This is a genomic window from Rathayibacter sp. VKM Ac-2803, assembly GCF_009807175.1.
In the GTDB taxonomy this organism is placed as follows: Bacteria; Actinomycetota; Actinomycetes; order Actinomycetales; family Microbacteriaceae; genus Rathayibacter.
Genome location: NZ_WUCD01000001.1, coordinates 846,950 through 869,516, shown reverse-complemented (window position 1 = coordinate 869,516; position 22,567 = coordinate 846,950). Strand labels below are relative to the sequence as shown.

Below are 22,567 nucleotides of genomic sequence, written 5' to 3'. Positions count from 1 at the left end.
CCCGCGCACCACCGGGGTTCTGTGAGGCGCCGAGTGTTACGGCGTGGGCATCCCGCCGTTGACGTGCAGCGTCTCGCCGATCACGTAGCTCGACTCGGGCGACGCGAGGAACACGTAGGCCGAGGCGAGCTCGGACGGCTGTCCCCAGCGGCCGAGCGGCGTCTGCGAGCCGACCTCGGGCAGCGACTCCGGCGGCTGTCCGCCCGCAGTCTGCAGCGGGGTCCAGATCGGACCGGGCGCGACGACGTTCACGCGGATGCCCTTGGGGGCGAGCTGCTGCGAGAGCGCCTTCGAGAACGTGTTGATCGTCGCCTTGGTCGAGGCGTAGTCGACCAGCGTCGGCGACGGCGTGTAGGCCTGGATCGACGAGGTGCTGATGATCGCGGAGCCCGGCGCGAGGTGCGGCAGGGCGGCCTTGATCAGCCAGAACATCGCGTAGACGTTGGTCTTGAAGGTCTCGTCGAACTGCTCGTCCGAGAGCTCGAGCAGGTCTTCGACGAACTGCTGCTTGCCCGCGTTGTTGACGACGATGTCGAGGCCGCCGAGGCCCTCGACGGCCTTCGCGACGGCGCCGACGGTGAAGTCGTGGTCGGTGAGGTCGCCCGGGATGGCGACGGCGGTGCGGCCGGCCTCCTCGATCAGGGCGACGATCTGCTTCGCGTCCGACTCCTCCTCGGGGAGGTAGACGATGGCGACGTCGGCGCCCTCGCGGGCGTAGGCGATGGCGACGGCGGCACCGATACCGGAGTCGCCTCCGGTGACGAGCGCCTTGCGTCCGGCGAGGCGGCCGGAGCCGCGATAGGTGTCCTCGCCGCGGTCGGCGCGGTCGTCCATCTTCGAATCCAGGCCGGCACCCTCCTGGTACTGGGCCTCGGTGTCGATGTCGGCGAACATCTTCGACGGGTCCTCGAAGGTGTACTGGTCTTTCGCGGTGTTCTGGTCGTTCGGAGTCTCGGAAGTCATGGTCCGACGCTAGGCGCGGTGAGGCGACCACCGCGCGTGCTTGACAGCTCCCGGCAGGCGCCGCACGCGCGCACGGCGAACCAGGGACAATGGCCGGGTGACCCGCGACGACTCCCCCGCCTTCGACTCCGAGACGCCCCTGCCCGGCTGGCAGCACACCTACTCCGGCAAGGTCCGCGACCTCTACACGCCCGACGACGCCGACCCCGTCCTCGGTGCCGACCGCATGCTCGTGGTCGCGAGCGATCGCGTCAGCGCCTACGACAGCGTCCTCGAGCCCGGCATCCCCGGCAAGGGCGAGCTGCTGACCGAGCTGTCGCTCTGGTGGTTCGCGCAGCTGGCGGATGTGCCGAACCACCTGCTGCCCGGCGACGTCCCGGAGGCCGTGCGCGGCCGGGCGATGCTGGTGAAGACGCTCGACATGTTCCCGATCGAGTGCGTCGTGCGCGGCTACCTCTCGGGCAGCGGGTGGAAGGAGTACCGCTCGACCGGCTCCGTCTGCGGCGTCGCCCTCCCCGAGGGCCTGCAGGACGGCGACCGCCTGCCCGAGCCGATCTACACGCCCGCCTGGAAGGCTCCGCAGGGCGAGCACGACGAGAACATCACCTTCGAGCGCACCGTCGAGATCGTCGGCGACACGGCCGCGGAGGCGCTGCGCACCCTCTCGCTGCGCGTCTACGCGGAGGCGGCGGCGATCGCCCTCGCCCGCGGCGTCATCCTCGCCGACACCAAGTTCGAGTTCGGCGTCGAGCCGGCCTCGGGAGTCGTCACGCTCGCCGACGAGGTGCTCACCAGCGACTCCTCGCGCTACTGGGACGCCGAGGCGTACGACGCGGGCCGCCGCGGCGAGTCGTTCGACAAGCAGATCGTCCGCGACTGGCTCTCGAGCGAGTGGGACGGCCAGGGCACGCCGCCCGCCCTGCCGCACGAGATCGTCGAGCGCACCGCGGCCCGCTACCGCGAGCTGATCGACCGCCTGACCCGCTGACGGTCGGGGGAGCGCGTGCCGCTCAGCTCTCCGGCTGCTCCTCGAGGATCCGGCTGACCCCGTCGAGCAGCGCGCCGAAGCGCACCGCCTCCTCGTCGGGGATCCCGTCGGCGAGCGTCCGGATCGCACCGTAGGTCGGCGCGTCGGTCTCGCTGATCGCCCTCTGGGCGCTCTCGCTCAGGCAGAGGATGCGGCCCCGGCCGTCGGAGGGATCGGGCTCGCGGGCGACGTAGCCGGCCCGCACGAGGCGGTCGACCAGGAGCGAGACCGCGGCGGTCGTGATCTTGAGCGCGTTCGCGAGGTCGACGCCGCGCACGATCTCGTCGTCGGCCGCTCCCATCCCGATCAGACGCAGCGCAGCGAGGTCGGTGGTGCCGATCCCGAGACGGCGCTCCACCCGGCCGTCGTAGTCGCGTTCGGCCGAGCGCAGGCGGGTGAGCAGCGCGTACAGGTCGGGTCGATCGTCCATGGCATCGCGCCTTCCGAGGCGTCGGGGTGGCGCCCCGGTCGGGAACTCGCCTCCGCCATCGAACCACTTCTCCGCGATGCCGGCCCGCGTGTTCCGCAAACGCAGTGCGCCTTCCGGGACTTAGCTAAGGCGCTCAACCACTCCCTAGACTCGAAAAGAGCGAGCGCGCCGCGTTCTCGCGCAGCACGGAGGGATAGCAGAGCATGGGACGCCTCCTCTACGGTGCGCCGTCCAGCGCGCACCCCTTCGACGATCGTGCGCTCGCGCACCTGCAGCGCGTCATCACCTCGCGGTACCGCCGCGGCGAGGGCGTCCTCCTCGTGATCGACGACGAGCACGCCGCATGCCGCACCGAGCTCTGGATGCACCCGACGATCGCCACCCGCTACGAGTACGACTCCCGGGTCACCGAGCTCAACACCCAGTGGCTCCGCGCGCTGTCCGAGGCCGCCCACAGCAGGAGCGGACTCCATCTCATCCCCGAGCCCGACCGATCGGAGGCCTCCTCGTGAGCGACAACAACGGAACCCTCTTCCGCCGCGGAGGCACCGTGCGCTTCGTTCGCTGGGTCTCGTCCCGCGACGGCGGCTGGGCGCCCGAGATCGTGCAGGGCCGCTACCTCGAGCGCGACGACGCCGGCTGGGTCGTCGAGATCGACGGAGCACGCACCGTCCTCGCGAAGGACGACTGGGCCGTCTACCGCTGACCGCTCGGCGTAGTGTGGAGCGGGTGCGTTCCGACGATCGCCGCGGCATCACCTCGGCTCCCTTCCTCCTGACCACCGTCGGAACCACCAGCCTGGTGTTCCTCAGTGCGTTCGAGGCGCTGGCCGTGACGACGATCATGCCGATCGTCAGCGCCGACCTCGACGGCCGCGCACTCTACCCGCTCGCCTTCGCCGCGACACTGGCGGCGGCCGTCGTCGGGATGGTCGCCGCGGGCTCGTCCGCCGATCGGCGCGGACCCACGCCCGCGCTCGTCACCGCGATCCTGCTCTTCGCGATCGGCCTGATCGCGGCCGGCACCGCGACGTCGATGGGCGTGTTCGTCGCGGCACGACTGCTGCAGGGCCTGGGCAGCGGAGGCATCACCGTCACCCTCTACGTGCTCGTCGCCCGGGTGTTCCCCGCCGATCTGCACCCGAGGATCTTCGGCGCCTTCGCCGCCGCCTGGGTGATCCCCTCCCTCGTGGGTCCGCTCGCCGCCGGCCTCGTCGCCGAGCTGGCGAGCTGGCACTGGGTGTTCCTCGGAGTCGTCGTGCTGGTGGGGGTCGCGAGCGCGGTGATCGCTCCGACCCTCCGCGCGCTCGAACCGCAGGAGCTGCGCCCCTTCGATCGCGGCGCCGTCGGCCGGGTGGCCCGCGCCGTCGTCGTCGCAGCCGGAGTCGTCGTGCTCAGCACGAGCGCCGAGATCGCGCCCGCCTTGTCGACACTCCTCGCCGCCGGAGCGATCGTCGTGGTCGTGGTGGCGGTGCGGGCGCTCCTGCCCGCCGGGACCCTGCTGGCGCGCGGAGTGCTGCCGTCGACGGTGCTGCTCCGAGCGCTGGTCGCCGCCGCCTTCTTCGGGACCGAGGTCTACCTCCCGCTGCTGCTGAGCGAGCAGTACGGCCTGCCGCCGTGGCTCTCGGGCGCGACGCTGACGGCGGGCGCGGTCTCGTGGGCGCTCGGCTCGAACCTCCAGGGCCGCCCCGGCACCCGGCTGTCGCACGGGAACGCGATGCGACTGGGCACGGCGCTGCTGCTGGCGGGCATCCTGATCGTCGTGATCACGGTCGCGCTCACCCTCTCGCCGATCGTCGCGGGAGTCGGCTGGTTCGTCGCGGGCGGCGGGATGGGCGCGATGTTCCCGCGGATGGGCACGCTGACCCTCGCCCTGTCGGCGCCGGGGCGCGAGGGCTTCAACAGCTCGGCCCTGCAGATCGGCGACTCGACCGGCGGATCGGTCTCGCTCGCGCTGACCGGGCTGATCGCCGCGACCGTGACCGGTCTGATCGGAGGCGGGGCGGCCGTGTTCGGCGCGATCTTCGTCTACGGCGCCGTCGTCGCGCTGGGCGCGGTGCTGCTCGCCGGTCGCCTGAACGGGCTCCTCCTGCGCGGCGACGCGGAGGAGCCCGCGACTCAGCTGTAGAGCGACTCCGGGACGTCGAGCCCGTAGATCGCGCGACCCGAGCTCCAGATCACCGAGCAGGCGGCGCGGAGGAGATCGGTCGCGTCGTCGCCCGCGCTGACGATGACGACGGAGTCGCCCTCGAGTCGCACCTTCGCCGAGCGCACCGAGTGCGTGCCGTTCTTCGCGATCGTCGTCGCCGGGTAGGGCAGGTGCAGCTCGCGCAGGTCGCCGAGGATGTACTGCGGACGCAGCTTCGGCTCGGCGGCCAGCAGCTGCTTCGCGCGGTCGATGCCGGTGAGGACGTGGGCGCTGGCCATCTCGGCCGCGTTGGCACCCGCGATGTCGGTGTCGAGGCGGTCGCCGATGAAGAGCGGATTCGTCGAGCCGAACCGCGCGGTCGCGGCGTCGAAGATCGCGCGCTCCGGCTTGCCGGCGACGACGGGGAGGCGACCCACTGCGGTGTGCACGGCCGACACCAGGGTGCCGTTGCCGGGAGCGATGCCGCGGGCGACGGGGATCGTCCAGTCGGTGTTCGTCGCGACCCACGGGATCCCGGTGTGCAGCGCGAACGAGGCCTCGGCCAGCTGCTCCCAGCCGACGGTCGGCGCGAAGCCCTGGATCACGGCGGCGGGCGACTCCTCGGCGCTGCGCGTGACCGTGAATCCCGCGCGCTCGACCTCGGTGGTCAGTCCCTCGCCGCCGACGACGAGGACGGTCGAGCCGGCCGGCACGAGGTCGGCCAGCAGCACGACGGCCGCCTGCGGCGAGGTGACCACGTCCTCCGGGCGCACCACGAGCCCGAGGTCGGACAGGTGCCCGGCGACCGAGACATCGGTGCGGGAGGCGTTGTTGGTGATGTACCCGACGCGGAGCGACTCGCCGGCGCTGTTCAGGCTGTCCACGGCGTACGGGATCGCGTCGGCGCCCTTGTAGACGACGCCGTCGAGATCGGCGAGGACGGCGTCGCGCCCGTCGAGCGGGGTGGGGTCAGTCTTCGCGCTGCGGAACATCGTGCGCCTCCTCGGCGGTGTCGGGGATCTCGGGGTCCGGAGCGTCGGCGTCGGGGGTTCCGGCGTCGGGGGTCGCGCCATCGGGAGTCTCGGCGTCGGCGATCTCGGCGTCGGAGATCTCGATGTGCGCGCTGTCGGCCTCGGGGGTGACCGCGTCGTCGTCCGTGACGATCGCGTCGTCAGGCTCCTCCGTCGGCTGATCCTCGATGTCGGCCACCTCCTGTGCGGCCGGCTCGGGGAGCAGATCGTCGCTCTCCTCCTCGATGACCTCGATCGTCTCGTCGTCACCGCCACTCTCGGCGGCGAAGACCGCGCGTTCGGCGATGTCGGCGCGACGCTGCCAGGTGGCCGCCTCCTCGGTGCGCCCGAGCTCCTCGAGGACGAGTGCGTAGGCGGCGAACAGCGGCGGGCTGTACGAGAAGGCTCGATCCGGCTCGAGCTGCGGGATCTCGAGCTCCATCAGCGCGAGCTCGGTCTGACCGAGATCGAGGCGCGCCCCCGACATGGCGATCGCGAGCGAGACCTGCGCGCCGGGGCTGAGCGCGGTGCGGTCGATCGAGCGTCCGAGCTCGAGCGCCTTGTCGGGCCGGCCGACTCCACGCTCGCTGTCGACCATGAGCGGCACCTGCTCGTCCGACCCGGAGATCCGCCGATAGGTCCGCAGCTCACGCAGCGCGAGCGCGTAGTCGCCGATGGCGTAGGCCGAGATCGCGAGCGACTCGCGCACGATCGCGATCCGCCCGGCGCGACGGGCCGCCGAGAGGACGTGCCGGTGCGCGAGCTCAGGATCCTCCTCGAGCAGACGACCGGCCATCACCAGGTGCATGGCGACCCACTCGGCGTTCTCCTTCGTCAGCGTGCGCAGCTCGTTGCGCGCTCCGCGGTCGAGGTCCTTCGCCTGCACGTCGTCGGGCAGCTCGGGGTCGTCGTGGCGCGGGCGCACTGACTGCAGCGAACGGCGCTCGCGCTCCTCCTCCGAGATCTCCGGCTCCTCGCGCGGGCCGCCGCGGCCGGCGAATCCGCCGCGACCTGCTCCGCCCTGGCGGTCGCCGCCTCCGCGCCGGTCGTCCCAGCGGGGTGCCGAGTCGCCACGGCCTCCGCGCGAGTCGCCGTCGCGCGACGGCCTCGAGCCGGCATCGCCGCGCGGCCGCGAGTCTCCGTCGCGTCGGGGCGGGTAACCGCCCTCACGACGAGGAGCAGAATCACCATCGCGTCGGGGCGGGTAACCGCCCTCGCGACGGGGCCGCGAGTCACCGTCACGACGAGGAGCGGAGTCGCCGTCACGACGGGGCGGATAGCCACCCTCACGACGGGGCCGCGACTCACCGTCACGACGAGGAGCGGAGTCGCCGTCACGACGGGGCGGATAACCGCCCTCACGACGAGAAGAAGAGTCACCATCACGACGGGGCGGATAACCGCCCTCACGACGAGAAGAAGAGTCACCATCCCGACGGGGCGGATAACCGCCCTCACGACGCGGAGCAGAGTCGCCATCACGACGGGGCGGATAACCGCCCTCACGACGCGGAGCAGAGTCGCCATCACGACGGGGGCGCGAATCGCCGTCACGACGAGGAGCGGAGTCGCCGTCACGACGAGGGGGGTATCCACCCTCACGGCGGGGAGCCGCATCGCCGTCACGGCGCGGACGCGAGTCGCCATCACGGCGCGGACGCGAGTCGCCATCACGACGAGGAGCGGAGTCACCGTCACGTCGGGGACGGGAGTCTCCATCCCCGCGGGGACGGGAGGCACCATCACGGGCAGGACGGTCGTCGCCTCGCCGAGCCTGACCACCGGAGGCGGGTCGGTCGGAACGGCCGGCGCGCGGCGGGCGCTGGTCGCGCTCGTCGCCTCCGCGGTCCTTGCGGTCGGATCCTGAGTCGTCCATGCGTTCCTCGCCTGTCGTGGTGATGCGCTGCCGTCGTGCTGGGTGATGGTGCTCTGTGGAGTTGTCTCGCTCGAGGCGAGGGTGTGCGGCTCGACGCCGCACCGCCCCACCCTAGCTCGCGACCCGGCGCGAAGCACGGATCGTGCTCTCTGCAGAAGGAGAGCGGGGGTGGCGCAGCACGGTCGAACGGACTGGTTAAACAGCGATGGCCACCCATTTCTGGGTGGCCATCGTGAATGGTGTCCGGCGGTGTCCTACTCTCCCACAGGGTCCCCCCTGCAGTACCATCGGCGCTGAGAGTCTTAGCTTCCGGGTTCGGAATGTGACCGGGCGTTTCCCTCTCGCTATGGCCGCCGTAACCCTGGCGACCGACCCGCTCAGTGAGCGGATGGTCAAATCTTGGGGTCACACGTCATGCGTGTATTCAGTTGTGTTCCGCACCTTGCAGTGCAGGGGTGCCCGTATTCTGGGAACCACAAAGTGGACGCAAGCAATCTCTGACCACTCCTACCAGCCTTTACAACGGTATGAGTGTAGTGATTATCAAGTTATCGGCTTATTAGTACCGGTCAGCTCCGACAGTCTTTAGTCCTGTCTTCCACATCCGGCCTATCAACCCAGTCGTCTGGCTGGGAGCCTCTCCCCCGAAGGGATGGAAATCTCATCTCGAAGCCGGCTTCCCGCTTAGATGCTTTCAGCGGTTATCCGTTCCGAACGTAGCTAATCAGCGGTGCTCCTGGCGGAACAACTGACACACCAGAGGTTCGTCCATCCCGGTCCTCTCGTACTAGGGATAGATCTTCTCAAATTTCCTGCGCGCGCAGCGGATAGGGACCGAACTGTCTCACGACGTTCTAAACCCAGCTCGCGTACCGCTTTAATGGGCGAACAGCCCAACCCTTGGGACCTACTCCAGCCCCAGGATGCGACGAGCCGACATCGAGGTGCCAAACCATGCCGTCGATATGGACTCTTGGGCAAGATCAGCCTGTTATCCCCGAGGTACCTTTTATCCGTTGAGCGACAGCGCTTCCACAAGCCACTGCCGGATCACTAGTCCCGACTTTCGTCCCTGCTCGACTTGTCAGTCTCACAGTCAAGCTCCCTTGTGCACTTACACTCGCCACCTGATTGCCAACCAGGTTGAGGGAACCTTTGGGCGCCTCCGTTACTCTTTAGGAGGCAACCGCCCCAGTTAAACTACCCATCAGGCACTGTCCCTGAACCCGATCAGGGTTCGAAGTTAGATATCCAGAGTGACCAGAGTGGTATTTCAACAATGACTCCACGAACACTGGCGTGCCCGCTTCAACGTCTCCCACCTATCCTACACAAGCCACACCGAACACCAATACCAAACTATAGTAAAGGTCACGGGGTCTTTCCGTCCTGCTGCGCGTAACGAGCATCTTTACTCGTAATGCAATTTCGCCGAGTTCGCGGTTGAGACAGCTGGGAAGTCGTTACGCCATTCGTGCAGGTCGGAACTTACCCGACAAGGAATTTCGCTACCTTAGGATGGTTATAGTTACCACCGCCGTTTACTGGGGCTTAAATTCTCAGCTTCGCCTTGCGGCTAACCGTTCCTCTTAACCTTCCAGCACCGGGCAGGCGTCAGTCCGTATACATCGTCTTGCGACTTAGCACGGACCTGTGTTTTTAGTAAACAGTCGCTTCCCACTGGTCTCTGCGGCCATCGAACGCTCCCGGAGCAAGTCCGTTCACGCCTCAGGCCCCCCTTCTCCCGAAGTTACGGGGGCATTTTGCCGAGTTCCTTAACCACGATTCTCTCGATCTCCTTAGTATTCTCTACCTAACCACCTGAGTCGGTTTGGGGTACGGGCGGCTAGAACCTCGCGTCGATGCTTTTCTTGGCAGCATAGGATCACCGATTTCGACTTGCGTCTACCCATCAGATCTCAGGCTATGTGAACGACGGATTTGCCTATCGTTCGCCCTACATCCTTAGACCGGGACAACCATCGCCCGGCTCGGCTACCTTCCTGCGTCACACCTGTTAATACGCTAAACGCACCAGCATGGGGTCGTACGCTAGGCCCAACGCTTCACCCCGAAGGGATCCATCAAAGGGATTCAGATACTTAGCACTACTGGATTGTCTTGGGCGGTTCTTCGCCGGTACGGGAATATCAACCCGTTGTCCATCGACTACGCCTGTCGGCCTCGCCTTAGGTCCCGACTTACCCAGGGAAGATTAGCTTGACCCTGGAACCCTTGGTCTTCCGGAGGACGGGTTTCTCACCCGTCTTTCGCTACTCATGCCTGCATTCTCACTCGTGTGGCGTCCACGGCTGGTTCACACCGCCGCTTCACTCGCCACACGACGCTCTCCTACCCATCAACACGGCTGGACCACGAAGGCCTACCATTAATGTCAATGCCACAACTTCGGTGGCGTGCTTGAGCCCCGTTACATTGTCGGCGCGGAATCACTTGACCAGTGAGCTATTACGCACTCTTTCAAGGGTGGCTGCTTCTAAGCCAACCTCCTGGTTGTCTGTGCAACTCCACATCCTTTCCCACTTAGCACGCGCTTAGGGACCTTAGTTGGTGGTCTGGGTTGTTTCCCTCTCGACTATGAAGCTTATCCCCCACAGTCTCACTGCTGCGCTCTCACTTACCGGCATTCGGAGTTTGGCTGACGTCAGTAAGCTTTTGGGCCCCATCGGCCATCCAGTAGCTCTACCTCCAGCAAGAAACACGCAACGCTGCACCTAAATGCATTTCGGAGAGAACCAGCTATCACGAAGTTTGATTGGCCTTTCACCCCTATCCACAGCTCATCCCCTCCATTTTCAACTGAAGTGGGTTCGGTCCTCCACGACGTCTTACCGTCGCTTCAACCTGGCCATGGATAGATCACTTCGCTTCGGGTCTAGACCCTGCGACTGAATCGCCCTATTCGGACTCGCTTTCGCTACGGCTGCCCCACTCGGGTTAACCTCGCCACAGAGCACTAACTCGCAGGCTCATTCTTCAAAAGGCACGCCGTCACCCCAACAAGGAGGCTCCGACGGTTTGTAAGCAAACGGTTTCAGGTACTATTTCACTCCCCTCCCGGGGTACTTTTCACCTTTCCCTCACGGTACTTGTCCGCTATCGGTCATCTGGGAGTATTTAGGCTTATCAGGTGGTCCTGACGGATTCACACGGGATTTCTCGGGCCCCGTGCTACTTGGGATACTCTTCACGCCATAACACCATTTCGACTACGGGGCTCGCACCCGCTCTGGCCAGGCATTCAAACCTGTTCGTCTATGATGCGCTGTAACGTTCCGTGCTCGGCAGAACACGACGAAAAGTCCCACAACCCCGACCATGCAACCCCTGCCGGGTATCACACATGGCTCGGTTTAGCCTCTTCCGCGTTCGCTCGCCACTACTAACGGAATCACTGTTGTTTTCTCTTCCTGTGGGTACTGAGATGTTTCACTTCCCCACGTTCCCTCTACCCGCCCTATATATTCAGGCGGGAGTCACCAGGTCACCACAAGGGGCCTGGCGGGGTTTCCCCATTCGGAAATCCTCGGATCACAGCTCGTTTATCAGCTCCCCGAGGCTTATCGCAGATTACGACGTCCTTCTTCGGCTCCAGATGCCAAGGCATTCACCGTTTGCTCTTATGAACTTGCTAATCACATGAGTTAAGAAACTACAACTCGAAAAAGTTGCAGATCCAATGATTTGCATGACCGCAGCCCGAAAGCCGCGCCATACGAATCTTGTCGACCCGACACCTGCAAGGGTGACGGATCTAAGATGCTCGCGTCCACTGTGTAGTTCTCAAAATACGGGCGGTATCCCTCCCCCATGCACCCAGGCATGAGAAAAGGATCCAGAGGTTCGAGATCCGACCCGCTCCCGAAGAAGCCAGCCGGCCCGGTCCCTCAGGACCCAACAGCGTGCATGTGCTCAACTCCACCCGACCATGCGTTCCCAACCCGAAGGCCGTACTGACACGAGACGAATCTCATCGAGCACCCAGTTCAATGTTCCACCCATGAGCTACCAGCGAAGACATTCGCTTCGATCTGGCGCCTGGAACCGACACGCCCCTGAGGGCGCCGTGTCCAGATGCTCCTTAGAAAGGAGGTGATCCAGCCGCACCTTCCGGTACGGCTACCTTGTTACGACTTAGTCCTAATCACCGATCCCACCTTCGACAGCTCCCTCCTTGCGGTTAGGCCACTGGCTTCGGGTGTTACCGACTTTCATGACTTGACGGGCGGTGTGTACAAGGCCCGGGAACGTATTCACCGCAGCGTTGCTGATCTGCGATTACTAGCGACTCCGACTTCATGAGGTCGAGTTGCAGACCTCAATCCGAACTGAGACCGGCTTTTTGGGATTCGCTCCACCTTACGGTATCGCAGCCCTTTGTACCGGCCATTGTAGCATGCGTGAAGCCCAAGACATAAGGGGCATGATGATTTGACGTCATCCCCACCTTCCTCCGAGTTGACCCCGGCAGTCTCCTATGAGTTCCCACCATGACGTGCTGGCAACATAGAACGAGGGTTGCGCTCGTTGCGGGACTTAACCCAACATCTCACGACACGAGCTGACGACAACCATGCACCACCTGTATACCGACCTTGCGGGGCAACCATTTCTGGAAGTTTCCGGTATATGTCAAGCCTTGGTAAGGTTCTTCGCGTTGCATCGAATTAATCCGCATGCTCCGCCGCTTGTGCGGGCCCCCGTCAATTCCTTTGAGTTTTAGCCTTGCGGCCGTACTCCCCAGGCGGGGAACTTAATGCGTTAGCTGCGACACGGAGACCGTGGAAAGGTCCCCACATCTAGTTCCCAACGTTTACGGCATGGACTACCAGGGTATCTAATCCTGTTCGCTCCCCATGCTTTCGCTCCTCAGCGTCAGTAACGGCCCAGAGAACTGCCTTCGCCATCGGTGTTCCTCCTGATATCTGCGCATTCCACCGCTACACCAGGAATTCCATTCTCCCCTACCGCACTCTAGTCTGCCCGTACCCACTGCAGGCCCGAGGTTGAGCCTCGGGTTTTCACAGCAGACGCGACAAACCGCCTACGAGCTCTTTACGCCCAATAATTCCGGACAACGCTTGCACCCTACGTATTACCGCGGCTGCTGGCACGTAGTTAGCCGGTGCTTTTTCTGCAGGTACCGTCAAACCGAAGTCCTTCTTCCCTACTAAAAGAGGTTTACAACCCGAAGGCCGTCATCCCCCACGCGGCGTTGCTGCATCAGGCTTTCGCCCATTGTGCAATATTCCCCACTGCTGCCTCCCGTAGGAGTCTGGGCCGTGTCTCAGTCCCAGTGTGGCCGGTCACCCTCTCAGGCCGGCTACCCGTCGTCGCCTTGGTGAGCCATTACCTCACCAACAAGCTGATAGGCCGCGAGTCCATCCTTGACCGAAAAACTTTCCACCCGCACCCGATGCCGGGGCAGGTCGTATCCGGTATTAGACGCCGTTTCCAGCGCTTATCCCAGAGTCAAGGGCAGGTTACTCACGTGTTACTCACCCGTTCGCCACTAATCCACCCAGCAAGCTGGGCATCATCGTTCGACTTGCATGTGTTAAGCACGCCGCCAGCGTTCGTCCTGAGCCAGGATCAAACTCTCCGTAAAAAAATTACGACCACCCACCCCGAAGAGCAGGCAATCAAGTTTGACCAAGGCAAATACGACATCATTGCTGACATCAATTTCCAAAGGAACCCAACCAATCAACCGAAACCACCCGAAGGCAGAAACAGAATCAATGGCCGAGGTTATATATTATTTGGCATTGAACATAGTGCACGCTGTTGAGTTCTCAAGAATCGGACACACCCCGCCTCCACGCCCAAAGAAAGCGCTTCACAACGAAAGTGATCGAATTGTGTTGCAGTTGTTGGTTGTTATTCGCAAGCAACTCGACTAAGCTGGAGAAGTTATTCTCTCGGCCGCCGTGGCAACTTGTATAACTTAGCACACCCGCTGGCCTTGTCAAATCCGGCCTTTCCGCCATGTCCTCGCGCTCTAAGGCGCTCCGACGTTGTCCCGTGAAGGACTGCCCGATCCGAGACCGTGGTCTCTCGCCGGGCGGCGAAGTGGCTGGACCCGAGGGGTCCTGCGATGGCTTTACATCCGTCGCGAGGACGTGCTCCGAGGAGCTGTCTTCGGTGGGATGGTCCCGATTGAGGCCGGGACGTAGGAACTGCACTCCGTGAGGAGGCCCGTTCTTCCGTTTCCCTGCGGCCTTTGTGGCGACTCGGAATAAGTTACGCAGCGATCATCCCCGTGTCAAACGACGAGTCGGAATCGAGCATCCCGGGCGTGTCGCGGGGAGGTCCCCCTCCCCAGGCGCGGATCGCGCAGTCTCTCCACCGTTCACTCCTGCCGCCCCCTCCGCGTCCGACCGGATCGGGAGAATGAGCGCATGGATCCCGACTCCCCCGCCACCGGCTCCGCGCGTCCCGTTCTCCGCACCGTCGACCAGGCCGTCGCGCTCGTGGTCGACGCCGCGGTGGGCCATCGGCTGCTCGTCGTCGGCGTGACCGGTGCGCCCGGTGCGGGCAAGTCGACTCTCGCAGCCGAGTTGCGAGGACGGATTCCGGGGGCGCTCGTCCTGGGACTCGACGGGTACCACCTGTCCCAGGCCCGCCTGCGCGAGCTGGGCCGGCGGGAGCGCATGGGGGCTCCCGACACCTTCGACACCGCGGGCTTCGTGGCTGCCCTCCGACGCCTCCGTCGCGCGGAGCCCGGAGACGTGCTGAGGGTCGCGTCGTTCGACCGGTCCATCGAGGAGCCGATCCCCGAGGGCGCGGTCCTCCCGATCTCCGACGCGACCGTCGTCCTCGTCGAGGGCAACTACCTGCTGCTCGAGGAGGAGGGCTGGGGAGAGGTCGCTCCTCTCCTCGACCTCGCGCTGCACCTGCGCATCGATCCCGAGGTCAGGCGCCGTCGCCTCGTCGCTCGGCACCTCCGCTTCGGCAAGACCCTCGACGATGCGCTGGCGTGGAGCGCCGGACCGGACGAGCGCAACGCCGAGCGGATCGAGGCGGCCGCCGACCGAGCCGACGCGATCCTCCACCCGGCACCGGAGCGGCCCCTGCGGGTGCTCCATTTCTCGGACACCCATCTGCTCGGGGATCCGAGTGCCCGGTACAACCGCGTGATCGACACCCGAGAGAGTCTCGCCGCCGTGCTCGGGGCCCACTCCGCGGTGCCCGACCTCGACGCCGTGATCGTCTCGGGTGATCTGAGCGACGACGGCTCCCCCGAGTCCTATGCGGCACTCCGCGCGATGCTCTCGGACTGGTGTGCCGACCGGGAGGCGACTCTCATCCTCGCGCTCGGCAATCACGACGTCCGCGAGGGGTTCGGATCGACCGGCGCTCTGAACACCGAGACCGAGGTGCGCGGCGTCCGGATCCTCGCACTCGACTCCTCCGTTCCGGGCGGACCGTCATGGGGGCTGCTGACCGAGGCGACCCTCGCCTGGCTGCGGGAGCGCCTCCGCGCGGACCCTCTCCGACCGACCGTGCTCGTCCTGCACCACCCGCCGATCGAGGCGGTCACTCCCCTGCACCGACGGATGGGGCTCGCGAACCCCCACGATCTCTGGGAGGCGGTCGCCGGCGCGCGGATCCTCGCCGTGCTCTCGGGTCACTGGCACCACGCCTTCATCGACACGACGACTCCGGCGCCGGTCGTCGTCGCCCCCGGAGCCGCGAACCGCACCGACGTCCTCGCCGGGCCGGCGCACGAGAGGTCGGTGGCCGCCTCCGGAGCATCGATCGTCGAGGTGCTGTCGCACGGAGTCCGGGTGACGAGCACCGAGATCGACGCACCGCACCGGGGGACCGAGCTCTTCGACGTCAGCGGAGAGGTGCTGGCCGACTGGCGGCGACGGCTCGGCTTCCCCGGATGAGGGCGGTGCGGCATTATTAGTCAGTAGGCTGACTAATTCCACGCCCCGCCCCGAGGAGAACCATGTCCCCCCTCGCACTGCTCGTCCGCTCCCGGCGTCGCGCCTGGATCACCGTCCTCGCAGCGGTCGTCGCCGTCGGAGCCCTCCTCGCCCTGCTGCCCTCCGGTGGCGAGTCCGGCTTCCCGCAGTCGGGGCTGCCCGACTCGGCTCCGTCGGCGAAGGTCGCCGCGCTCCTCGAGGAGTTCCCCTCGGCCGATGCGACGGCGGGGGTCGTCCTCTGGAACCGCGACAGCGGCCTCACCGACGACGACACCGCGGCCATCGGCGAGCGCGCGGCCGAGCTCGCGACGCTGTCGACGACTCCGGAGGCGGTCCGACCGCAGTTCAGCGACGACGGTCGGGCCGCACTCGTCGCCGTCCCTCTGCCGGCGTCCGACGTCGAGGCCGACGTCGAGTCGATCGCCGACCGGCTGCGAGCGGCGGGCTCCGCCGACCTCCCGGCCGGCCTCGACAGCTACCTGACCGGAGCGGTCGGGTTCCAGGCCGACATCTCGAACGCCTTCGCGGGCGCCGACGTCCGCCTGCTGCTCGTCACCGTGATCGTCGTGGCGGTCCTGCTCATCGCGACCTACCGCAGCCCGATCCTCTGGATCGTCCCCCTCGCGGTGGTCGGCGTCGCCGACGGACTCGCCCGGATCGTGGTCTCCGCCCTGGCCGAGGCGGTCGGCGTGTCGATCGACGCGTCCGTGAGCGGCATCCTCTCGGTGCTCGTCTTCGGCGCAGGGACGAACTACGCCCTGCTGCTGGTCGCCCGCTACCGGGAGGAGCTGCTCCACGAGGAGGACCGGCACCGCGCGATGGCGACCGCCGTCCGCAGCGCCGGCCCGGCGATCGCGGCCAGCGGAGGGACGGTCGCGCTCAGCCTGCTCACCCTGCTGCTCGCCGAGCTCGCCGGCAACCGCGCCCTCGGCTTCGCGTGCGCCGTCGGCGTGGTGATCGCGATCGTGTTCGCGCTCGTAGTGCTCCCCAGTGCCCTGGTGCTCTGCGGGCGCGGACTCTTCTGGCCGTTCGTGCCGAGACCGCAGGGCGACGCCTCCGTCGGACGCACTCGGGAGGACGGGCTGTGGACCCGGCTCGGCCGGGCGGTGGCACGACGTCCGGGTCGCGTGGCGATCGTCGCCACCCTCGGTGTCGCACTGCTCTCGCTCGGACTCGTCGGCGCGAAGGTCGGGCTCTCGCAGACCGACCAGCTGCTCGGCGACCCCGAGTCGGTGCGCGCCCAGGTCGTGATCGACGAGTCCTTCGATGCCGGCCTCACCGCGCAGACCACTGTGCTGGCACCCGACGACGCCGTCGCCGAGGCGACCGCCCTCGCCGAGGACACCCCCGGGGTCGAGTCGGTCCGGCCCGGCGAGAGCGCGAACGGACTGACCTCGGTGAGCCTCGTCCTCGCCTCCGAACCCGAGAGCGCCGAGAGCTTCGCGACCATCACCGCCCTGCGGGCGGCCTACGCCGACGCGACCGGCCCGGTCTCGGAGACCCTCGTCGGCGGCAGCGACGCCACGGCGCTCGACACGCAGTCGGCGTCGGAGCGCGACCAGGGCCTGATCATCCCGATCATCCTGGCGATCGTGTTCCTGATCCTCGCGCTGCTGCTGCGCTCGCTCGTCGCACCGGTGCTGCTCATCGCGAGCGTGCTGGCGACGTTCTTCGCGAGTCTCGGAGCCGCGAACCTGCTCTTCCGCGGGCTGCTCGGATTCCCCGCGTTCGACGCGAACGTGGTGCTGTTCGCCTTCCTGTTCCTGGTGGCGCTGGGAGTCGACTACAACATCTTCCTCGTGACCCGGGCCCGCGAGGAGCGCTCCGCGCACGGCACCCGCGAGGGGATGGTGCGCGCGCTGTCGTCGACCGGCGGGGTCATCACGAGCGCGGGCATCCTGCTCGCGGCGGTGTTCGCCGTGCTCGGCGTGCTGCCGGTCGTGGCTCTCACGCAGATCGGCGTGATCGTCTGCATCGGCGTGCTGCTCGACACGCTGGTCGTGCGCACGGTCCTGGTGCCGGCACTCGTCTTCCTCACCGGCGACGCGTTCTGGTGGCCGAGCGCGCGAAGGGCCTCTCGGCACGCGGCGGGCGCCTGACCGGCCCACCGCCGCGAGGGCGGAGGGAAGCGGACGGTGCGGGGCCGCACGCGACAGCCCGCACCGTCCGCTGATCGTGGTCCGCGGACGCGGAGGTCAGGTCGAGGGCAGCGCCACCGCGCCGGTCGCCACCGCGTGCTCGCGCGACACCCGCGGGCGGGCGGGCTGCGCGTCGGTGTAGCGGCCGACCCGGTTCGGGATCACCGCGGTCGTCGTGACGTAGGAGCCCCACATCGGGGAGGGGACGTACTCTGAGGGTCGTTCGATGGACATGTCTCTTCTTTCACGGGAGGGGTTCGTCGGACTCGCGCGGTGCCGGGGTCCAGCCCGGCACCGCGCACTCTGTGCGTCGGGTCGACGACTCGCGGTCGGCGACCCGAGGTCATCGGCTCGGGATCAGGCCCCGATGCCGACCTCTTCGGGCGAGACGTCGGCGCCGGGAGCGGACGGCTCGAGTGCCTCGGCGACGCGCTGCGCCAGCGAGCTGTCGACGTTCGCCCAGTACTGGAGCACGCGCTGACGCAGCTCGGGACGGGTCACCTTCGAGACGTGACCGGCGATGTTCGAGACCAGACGGGCCTTCGCGGCGTCGTCGAGGACCTCGCGGTAGAGGGTCCCGGCCTGACCGAAGTCGTCGTCCTCGGGGTGGAGGGTCGCCGCGGCGCGCGTGAGCTCGCCGTCGCTCTCCCAGCCCGTCGACTCCGCGGCGCGCGCGGGATCGGCGTGCGCGCCTCCGGTGGTGTTGGGCGCGTAGACCGGGAGCTCGGCCTTCTGGAAGTCGAACCGCATGGGCCCGTCCTTCGAGTAGGAGTGCACCGGCGACTTCGGCGCGTTGACCGGCAGCTGGGCGTGGTTCGTCCCCACGCGGTAGCGGTGCGCGTCGGCGTAGCTGAAGATGCGGGCGAGCAGCATCTTGTCGGGGCTCGCCGCGATGCCGGGCACGAAGTTCGACGGCGCGAACGCGGCCTGCTCGATCTGCGCGAAGTAGTTCTCGGGGTTGCGGTCGAGGATCATCGAGCCGACCTCGATCAGCGGGTAGTCCGCGTGCGGCCAGACCTTGGTGAGGTCGAACGGGTTGAACCGGTAGCTCTTCGCGTCCTCGTACGGCATGACCTGGACGGAGAGGGTCCACGAGGGGAAGTCGCCGCGGTCGATCGCCGAGGACAGGTCGCGGATGTGGAAGTCGGCGTCCTCTCCGGCGATCTGGTCGGCCTGCTCCTGGCTGAGGATCTCGATGCCCTGGTCGGTCTTGAAGTGGTACTTGACCCAGAAGCGCTCACCGGCCGCGTTGATCCACTGGTAGGTGTGCGAGCCGAAGCCGTCCATGTGGCGCCACGAGCTCGGGAGACCGCGGTCGCCCATGAGCCAGGTGACCTGGTGGGCCGACTCGGGCGAGAGGGTCCAGAAGTCCCACTGCATGTCGTGGTCGCGCAGGTGCGAGCCGGGGAGGCGCTTCTGCGAGCGGATGAAGTCGGGGAACTTGATGCCGTCGCGGAGGAAGAAGACGGGGGTGTTGTTGCCGACGAGGTCGTAGTTTCCCTCGCTCGTGTAGAACTTCAGCGCGAAGCCGCGCGGGTCGCGCCAGGTGTCGGGCGAGCCCTGCTCGCCGGCGACGGTGGAGAAGCGCGCGAGCATCTCGGTCTCGACCCCGGGCTGGAAGAGCGCGGCGCGGGTGTACGCGCTGACGTCGCCGGTGGTGACGAAGCGACCGAACGCTCCGCCGCCCTTGGCGTGGACGACCCGCTCGGGGATGCGCTCGCGGTTGAACTGCGCGAGCTTCTCGAGGAGGTAGTGGTCGTGGAGCGCGAGGGGGCCGTCGGCTCCGACGCTCAGCGAGTGCTCGTCGCTGGCGACCGGTGCTCCGGAGTTGGTCGTCGTGAATCGTTCCTCGGTCATGGTCCTCCTGTCGGCGGCGGGCCGGGGCCCGTCGCTGCGGTGTTGGGCGATCGGTGTCAGTTCTGCGCTGCCGCGAGGCAGTCGGGGCAGGTGCCCCAGAACGTGACGTCGGCGGTGTCGATGGCGAAGCCGTTCGAGGACGCCGGGTGCAGGCACGGAGCCTGACCGACGACGCAGTCGACGTCGCCCACGGCGCCGCAGACGCGGCAGACGACGTGGTGGTGGTTGTCGCCGACGCGCAGCTCGAACCGGCGGGGGTGACCCTCCGGCTCGATCCGGCGGGTGAGGCCGGCCTCGGTGAAGGCCGAGAGGACCCCGTACACCGCCTGGGCGGAGGTGTCGGGGAGCTCGACGCGCACTCGGGCGAGGACGCCGTCGACGTCGGAGTGCGGGTGCCCCTCGAGGGCCCGCAGGACGGCCCGCCGGGTGGCGGTGGCCTTGAGCCCTGAGGCTCGGAGGCGCTCGTCCTGTGTCGTCATACCGGTCACGCTAGCGGAGTTGTGTTGATTGAGTCAAAACAACTGCGGCGTTTCTCAGAGGACGCGGGGCGGAGTGCCGGGGCAGGTGCGGTCCGCGGGAGGGGGGCGCGATCAGGCGACGGGGCCCTCGACCAGGGTGACCTGGGCCGAGTGCGAGGCGCCGGCGGAGTCGGTCCAGGTGAGGGTCACCGACTCGCCGGGCTCGCGCTGAGCGAGGTCGGCCGAGAGCGCGTCGGCCGAGGCGATCGCCGTGCCGTCCACCGCGGTGATGACGTCGCCCGCTGCGAGTCCCGCCCGGGCTGCGGGGCCGTCGGTGACGACTCCCGAGACCACGGCACCGGCGGCAGCCGAGACCGCCGAGCGGTAGGGCGAGGTCGAGGCGGTCGACGAGAGCGCGACTCCGAGGAAAGCGGGGTAGCCGATCTCTACCGTGGCGGTGTCGGCCCCGGCCTCGATCGTGGCGACGATGTCGAGCGCCGTCGAGATCGGGATGGCGAAGCCGGTGATGTCGGCGGATCCGCTCGAGGCGGCGGTGCTGATCCCGACCACTTCGCCCTCGGAGTCGACGAGCGGCCCGCCCGAGTCGCCCGAGACGATGTCGGCGTCGACCTGGATCAGCCCGGAGAGGGTCTCGCCCGAGATCCCGGCCTCGGACTGCGTGGTGATGGTCTGCGCGAGCGCCGTCACGGCACCGGACGCGGCGACCAGGTTGCCGGTCCCCTCCGCGTTGCCGACCGCGGTGACCGCGTCGCCGACGGCGACCCCGTCGGTGTCGAGCGTGGCGGGAGTGAGACCGGAGGCGTCCTCGAGCTGGAGGACGGCGATGTCGTCGGTCTTGTCGGTCCCGACGACGCGGGCCGTGTAGGTCTCGCCGGTCGACTCGACGGTGACCTGGATGCTGGTCGCGCCCTCGACGACGTGGTTGTTGGTGAGGATCGTGCCGTCGGAGGTGAGGATGATGCCGGTTCCTGCCGAGGTCGCGCTCTCGTAGGTGAGGTCGGAGGTGATCGTGACGACGCCGGCGGTCTGGGCAGCGGTCGCGGCGACGGCGTCGGTCGCGGTGCCGGAGCTCCCGGTGGCGGAGCCCGTGCCGCCGGAGTAGGGCGAGAGCGTCGTGCCGCCGGAGTAGGGCGAGAGCGTGGTCCCGCCGCCGAACCCGCCGCGCGAGCCGCCGGGGTAGACAGTGGTGCTCGCGCTGGAGGTGGAGGAGGCGGCGACCTCGGTGCTGCCGGCGTACGAGACGCCGCCCGCGGTGAGGCCGATCAGGACCGCGAGACCGGCTCCGCCGGCGATGAGTGCGCGGCGGCGTCGGCGGCGGTCGTCGGTGCGCAGGGCCAGGCGCTCGTCGAGGGCGGTCTGTTCGGCTGCGGTGTGGTCGGAGTGGGCGGTGGGCTCGTCGCCCTGGTGCTGCTCGTTCATGATGTCGTCCTCGTGGCCGGGGCCGCCCCGTTCGGCGACCTGGGTCCATTCGACGACCGCGCGCATCGCGGCGGCTGGACGAATCCTATGGGCGGCTTATGAAGGTGGGGGAGGCGTTGACCGGGCGTGGCCGCCCCCGTTGATCGAGTAGCCCGCGAAGCGGGCGTATCGAGATCCACCAGCGTCGGACGGGCGGATCTGAGGAACGGTCTGCTGAAGCTGGTGGGTCTCGATACGCCCCTGCGGGGCTACTCGACCAGCAGGCGGGGGAGGGGATCGATCGATCAGCAGGAGTCGGCAGGAAATAGTTGTGGCTACAACTGAGTTGGGTCTAGCGTGAACGAGATGACCGCCACCGCACCCGACCTGCTCGCGCCCGACACCACGATGGGCGCGGTCACCCTCCGCGTCGCCGACCTCGACGGGATGATCGCCTACTACCGCGACGCCGTCACCCTCGACCTGCTCTCGCACGACGGACCGGTCGCGGTGCTCGGTCGCGGCGGTGTCGCCTCCGTGATCCTGCAGCACGCACCGGAGCTCCGGCACGCCGGGCCGCGCAGCGCGGGGCTGTTCCACACGGCGATCCTCTTCGAGTCGGAGGCGGCGCTCGCCGCAGCGGTCTACAGCGTCGCGACCCGGCACCCCGGCTCGTTCACCGGCAGCTCCGACCACCTCGTGAGCAAGGCCTTCTACTTCGACGACCCGGAGCACAACGGCGTCGAGCTGTACTGGGACCGCGACCGCACGCAGTGGTCGTGGACCCACGGCCGGATCGAGATGTCGACGCTGTTCCTCGACCCGAACGAGTTCCTCCGGGAGCACCTGATGGACGAGACGATCGTGCAGCCGCGGCTGGGCGGCGCCTCCGTCGGGCACGTGCACCTGAGCGTGGGCGACGTCGCGACCGCGAAGGAGTTCTACGTCGACCGGCTCGGCTTCGAGACGACGATCGCCTACGGCGGGCAGGCGCTCTTCGTGTCGGCGGGCGGCTACCACCACCACATGGCCATGAACACCTGGAACTCGCTCGGCGCCGGTCGACGCCAGCTCGCGCTCGGCCTCGGGCAGGTGGAGATCGTGGTGCCGGGGGCCGACGATCTCGGCGCCCTCGGCGAGCGACTCCGTCACGCGCGGGTCGCGACGCAGGACGACGGGCGGACGCTGGCGTTCGAGGACCCGTGGTCGAACGCGATCCGGGTGACGCCGGCGAGCTGAGGCGCGCGCCCGCTCCGCGGGATTCCGCGGCGGGTACGATGGGGGCGCGGAATTCGCACTCCCCCGAG

General features: G+C 67.5%; 16 protein-coding genes and 3 rRNA genes. 7 read left to right on the top strand and 12 right to left on the bottom strand.

Annotated features, from left to right (window positions below; genetic code table 11):
• Positions 1-36: 36 nt before the first annotated feature.
• Positions 37-963 carry an SDR family oxidoreductase gene (locus tag GRS96_RS04035; protein WP_159859708.1) on the bottom strand — a complete coding sequence of 309 codons (927 nt, stop codon included), beginning with the start codon at positions 961-963 and terminating at the stop codon, positions 37-39.
• Between the two features lie 97 nt (positions 964-1,060).
• Between GRS96_RS04035 and GRS96_RS04030 the strand changes: the two genes are divergently transcribed.
• The gene (locus GRS96_RS04030) at positions 1,061-1,951 is read left to right on the top strand and encodes a phosphoribosylaminoimidazolesuccinocarboxamide synthase (protein WP_159987783.1); all 891 of its coding nucleotides are present in this window, start codon (positions 1,061-1,063) and stop codon (positions 1,949-1,951) included.
• Between the two features lie 22 nt (positions 1,952-1,973).
• On the opposite strand, the gene GRS96_RS04025 is transcribed toward GRS96_RS04030, so the two are convergent.
• On the bottom strand, positions 1,974-2,420 hold the full coding sequence (locus tag GRS96_RS04025) for a MarR family winged helix-turn-helix transcriptional regulator (protein WP_159859714.1): 447 nt from the start codon (positions 2,418-2,420) through the stop codon (positions 1,974-1,976).
• A 203-nt stretch (positions 2,421-2,623) separates the two neighbouring features.
• On the opposite strand from GRS96_RS04025, the gene GRS96_RS04020 reads away from it, so the two are divergent.
• From GRS96_RS04020 to GRS96_RS04010, 3 genes are read left to right on the top strand one after another with little or no spacing between them, the layout of a single operon-like run.
• Positions 2,624-2,932 carry a DUF7882 family protein gene (locus tag GRS96_RS04020; RefSeq protein ID WP_159859717.1) on the top strand — a complete coding sequence of 103 codons (309 nt, stop codon included), beginning with the start codon at positions 2,624-2,626 and terminating at the stop codon, positions 2,930-2,932.
• Positions 2,929-3,126, top strand: coding sequence for a hypothetical protein (locus tag GRS96_RS04015; protein ID WP_159859719.1), 198 nt, complete (start codon positions 2,929-2,931; stop codon positions 3,124-3,126). Before GRS96_RS04020 ends, GRS96_RS04015 begins: the two co-directional genes overlap by 4 nt.
• Positions 3,127-3,149: 23 nt before the next feature.
• A complete protein-coding gene (locus GRS96_RS04010) occupies positions 3,150-4,547 on the top strand; it encodes an MFS transporter (protein ID WP_236553555.1) in 1,398 nt (465 codons plus the stop codon).
• On the opposite strand, the gene GRS96_RS04005 is transcribed toward GRS96_RS04010, so the two are convergent.
• The 6 genes from GRS96_RS04005 to GRS96_RS03980 form a co-directional block, all read right to left on the bottom strand.
• Positions 4,538-5,539: an HAD-IIA family hydrolase gene (locus GRS96_RS04005; RefSeq protein ID WP_159859722.1), complete on the bottom strand. Its 1,002-nt coding sequence runs from the start codon at positions 5,537-5,539 to the stop codon at positions 4,538-4,540. The genes GRS96_RS04010 and GRS96_RS04005 overlap by 10 nt on opposite strands.
• Positions 5,517-6,482 (bottom strand): hypothetical protein, encoded by a 966-nt coding sequence (locus GRS96_RS04000; protein ID WP_204162028.1) that lies wholly within the window; start codon positions 6,480-6,482, stop codon positions 5,517-5,519. The genes GRS96_RS04005 and GRS96_RS04000 overlap by 23 nt, the downstream gene beginning before the upstream one ends.
• Entirely contained in the window at positions 6,392-7,339 is a 948-nt protein-coding gene (locus GRS96_RS03995) for a hypothetical protein (RefSeq protein WP_159987782.1), read from the bottom strand. Before GRS96_RS03995 ends, GRS96_RS04000 begins: the two co-directional genes overlap by 91 nt.
• 335 nt (positions 7,340-7,674) lie before the next feature.
• Positions 7,675-7,791 (bottom strand): 5S ribosomal RNA (rrf, locus tag GRS96_RS03990).
• A gap of 181 nt (positions 7,792-7,972) precedes the next feature.
• Positions 7,973-11,088, bottom strand: a 23S ribosomal RNA gene (locus tag GRS96_RS03985).
• A gap of 451 nt (positions 11,089-11,539) precedes the next feature.
• Positions 11,540-13,062: ribosomal RNA gene (locus GRS96_RS03980) — 16S ribosomal RNA — on the bottom strand.
• Together the 16S, 23S and 5S rRNA genes form the textbook arrangement of a ribosomal RNA operon.
• Positions 13,063-13,855: 793 nt before the next feature.
• On the opposite strand from GRS96_RS03980, the gene GRS96_RS03975 reads away from it, so the two are divergent.
• A complete protein-coding gene (locus GRS96_RS03975; protein ID WP_159987781.1) occupies positions 13,856-15,349 on the top strand; it encodes a metallophosphoesterase in 1,494 nt (497 codons plus the stop codon).
• A 62-nt stretch (positions 15,350-15,411) separates the two neighbouring features.
• Positions 15,412-17,487 (top strand): MMPL family transporter, encoded by a 2,076-nt coding sequence (locus GRS96_RS03970; protein WP_159987780.1) that lies wholly within the window; start codon positions 15,412-15,414, stop codon positions 17,485-17,487.
• 96 nt (positions 17,488-17,583) lie between these two features.
• Here GRS96_RS03970 and GRS96_RS03965 read toward each other — a convergent pair whose 3' ends face one another.
• The 4 genes from GRS96_RS03965 to GRS96_RS03950 all read right to left on the bottom strand — a co-directional run bounded on the left by GRS96_RS03965 (position 17,584) and on the right by GRS96_RS03950 (position 21,281).
• Entirely contained in the window at positions 17,584-17,760 is a 177-nt protein-coding gene (locus tag GRS96_RS03965) for a hypothetical protein (protein ID WP_159855639.1), read from the bottom strand.
• A gap of 123 nt (positions 17,761-17,883) precedes the next feature.
• Positions 17,884-19,383, bottom strand: coding sequence for a catalase (locus tag GRS96_RS03960; protein WP_159987779.1), 1,500 nt, complete (start codon positions 19,381-19,383; stop codon positions 17,884-17,886).
• Between the two features lie 56 nt (positions 19,384-19,439).
• Entirely contained in the window at positions 19,440-19,862 is a 423-nt protein-coding gene (locus GRS96_RS03955) for a Fur family transcriptional regulator (RefSeq protein WP_159987778.1), read from the bottom strand.
• A 111-nt stretch (positions 19,863-19,973) separates the two neighbouring features.
• A complete protein-coding gene (locus tag GRS96_RS03950; RefSeq protein ID WP_159855644.1) occupies positions 19,974-21,281 on the bottom strand; it encodes a S1C family serine protease in 1,308 nt (435 codons plus the stop codon).
• Positions 21,282-21,626: 345 nt separating this feature from the next.
• On the opposite strand from GRS96_RS03950, the gene GRS96_RS03945 reads away from it, so the two are divergent.
• Positions 21,627-22,499 (top strand): VOC family protein, encoded by an 873-nt coding sequence (locus GRS96_RS03945; protein ID WP_159987777.1) that lies wholly within the window; start codon positions 21,627-21,629, stop codon positions 22,497-22,499.
• Positions 22,500-22,567 lie beyond the last annotated feature (68 nt).